This is a genomic window from Kitasatospora sp. NPDC059803, from assembly GCF_042732255.1.
Classification (GTDB): Bacteria; Actinomycetota; Actinomycetes; order Streptomycetales; family Streptomycetaceae; genus Kitasatospora.
In genome coordinates this window covers 1-2,392 of record NZ_JBHWIJ010000528.1, presented here as the reverse complement: position 1 = coordinate 2,392, position 2,392 = coordinate 1, and the positions used below count along the sequence as shown (strand labels likewise).

Sequence of the window (2,392 nt, the reverse complement as noted above, 5' to 3'; positions counted from 1 at the left end):
CCTCACCCTAGATCGGCGGACGCCCCCTAGGTCTATCCGCCCCAGGGGCTCACCTGGCCATGGGCTCACCTGGCCATGGGCTCACCTGGCCATGGGCTCACCTGGCCGGGCGCCGGCCCGGGCCGCCGTGGCGTGGGGCCGGGCGGCTGCCGAGCCTCGCAGCCGCCGGGCCTGCGCCCGGCAGGTTCCTCTCCTCGGCCGGGCCTGCGCCCGGCGGGTTCCTCTCTTCCTTACCTCGGTGGCTGCGGCTGCCAGAGGCACCCGCAGTCCGGATGTCCGCGCAGTCGCAGACGTCGTGGCATCCCTTCGCCGGCCGATACCTCGCACCACCCGTCCACGCTCGGCGGCCGCCCGCCGTCCAGGTGGATCTGGACGTGCAGTGCCGCCAGGCCGGCCACCATCGTGGCCAGGGCCGTGTCGCAGGCCGGGGTGCGCGCCCGGCCGGGCCCGCCGTCCGCCAGCTGGGCCAGGATCCGGGGCCAAGCGGCGTCCTCGTCCTCCCGGCGCAGGACCAGGCAGTGTCCGCAGGCCGACACCCCTGGCAGCACCAGGGGCCCGACCACCCCGAACTCCTCGACCACTCCGACGTACAGGTGCGGCACCCCGGCCCGGAGCAGCAGCCGGGCCTCGTACGTCCCGCCGGCGAACGCCCCGCTCCCGTCCCGGGGCGCGAGCACCACGAGGTCGGGCGGCGGCCCGTCGGGCTTTCGCCGGGGCACGGGCACCAGTGGTCGGCCCGACGCCCGTTGCACGGCCTCCCGGGCGGCCGTCAACCGCAGCCGCCCGACGTCCCCCGGCGGCAGTCCTGCCGGAGAGCAGTCCCCGGGGCGCACCCGGCCGCCGTCCACCACGGTGACCGTGCCCGCCCCGCCGGCCGAGAGCACGGCCGCCACGGCGGCGCCCACCCGGCCCGCGCCGCGGACCTCGATCCGGGCGCCGGCCCGCCGGGCCAGGACCGCCGGTGCGGCGCCGGGGCCGGAGTGGACCAGGGACAGTGAGGCGAGGTCCGGCCCGAGCAGGTCCCGGTGGGGCTGGGGGAAGCGGGCCAGCGCGGTGCCGGTCGCCTCCGCGTCGTCCAGTAACCCGGTCTCCTCCAGGTCGGTCAGCAGTGCGTCGGCGGGCTCCCGGCCCAGGCCGAGCTGCTCGCCGGCCTCCAGCAGTTCGGGGCGCTCCCTGGTCCCGTCGACCAGGCCGAGGAAGTCGCAGAGGGTCTTGTCGGCCTGGCCGAGCACCCCGGCGTAGCGGGTGATGGTCCCGAACTGCAGGGTGTCGGAGTCCCGCCAGCTGCGGGACAGGGCGGGCTTCAGTACGAGGCGCACGGCGATCTCCCTTCCGATCGTTTCCGGACGGCTGACCGCAGCATGCCCCATCGCGCCGACGCCGTGCGCAAAGTTATCCACAGGCTCGGGCTCATGATCACATCATCTGTTCGCAGACCCTGTGGATAACTGCCCATCCGCTCCGGCGCCAGTTTCCGGACACCCGCCGTCGACTTTTCGTTCCCGATCACTCCACGAAAGATTTCGGCCACGGCACCGGACTTCTGTCCGTGGTACCGGGTAACGTCGTGTGCCATGGCAGCCGAGCGGGACTCCCATCCACCGGCGTCGCGTCGGCGTGCCCGTGCAGCGTCCGGGTCGCAAGTGGCGGCGCCCGGCACGCGTGGGCGTCGGGACCAGGATCAGCAGGCGAGGCCCGCGTCGCCGCAGCACCCACCCGCCGCCGCGCCACCGGAGCCGCACGACCGCGGCCGGGTGGAAGTGCGCCGCAGCGCCCGCCGCAGTCGCACCGTCTCGGCCTACCGCGAGGGCGACCGCACGATCGTGCTGATCCCGGCCCGGATGTCGCACGCCGAGGAGCAGCGCTGGGTCGCGCAGATGCTGGAGAAGCTCGCCGCCCAGGAGAGCCGCCGGATCCTCGGCGACGACGCGCTGATGGACCGGGCCCGCGGGCTGTCGGCCGCCTACCTGGGCGATCGTGCCCGGCCCGCCCAGGTCCGCTGGGTCACCAACCAGAACTCGCGCTGGGGCTCGTGCACCCCCAGCGAGGGGACGATCCGCCTCTCCCACCGTCTGCAGGGCATGCCGGAGTACGTCCTCGACTACGTGCTGCTGCACGAGCTCGCCCACCTGCTGGTGCCGGACCACGGCCCGGCGTTCTGGGCCCTGCTGGAGGCCTACCCCCGGACCGAGCGGGCCCGCGGCTACCTGGAGGGCGTGGTCTCGGCGGCCCGGCTGCCGCACATCCCCGGCGCCCGGCACGCCGACCGGGATGCCGATCCGGCCTGTTCCTGCGGCTGACGGCTTGACGCCCGGCCGGGAGGCGGCGGTGAAGAGGGCGGCGAGGAGAACGACGCGGGGAACGAAAAGAGGGGGCGCGGGCCGTATCGGCC

At 75.1% G+C, this 2,392-nt stretch carries 2 protein-coding genes; one reads left to right on the top strand and one right to left on the bottom strand.

Going from position 1 to position 2,392, the window contains the following annotated elements; translation table 11 throughout:
- Window positions 1-230: 230 nt before the first annotated feature.
- Window positions 231-1,319 (bottom strand): ThiF family adenylyltransferase, encoded by a 1,089-nt coding sequence (locus tag ACFV6I_RS39105; protein ID WP_380342849.1) that lies wholly within the window; start codon window positions 1,317-1,319, stop codon window positions 231-233.
- A gap of 435 nt (window positions 1,320-1,754) precedes the next feature.
- Here ACFV6I_RS39105 and ACFV6I_RS39100 point away from each other — a divergent pair, with 435 nt between their 5' ends.
- On the top strand, window positions 1,755-2,300 hold the full coding sequence (locus ACFV6I_RS39100) for a M48 family metallopeptidase (RefSeq protein WP_244293373.1): 546 nt from the start codon (window positions 1,755-1,757) through the stop codon (window positions 2,298-2,300).
- Window positions 2,301-2,392: the final 92 nt, after the last annotated feature.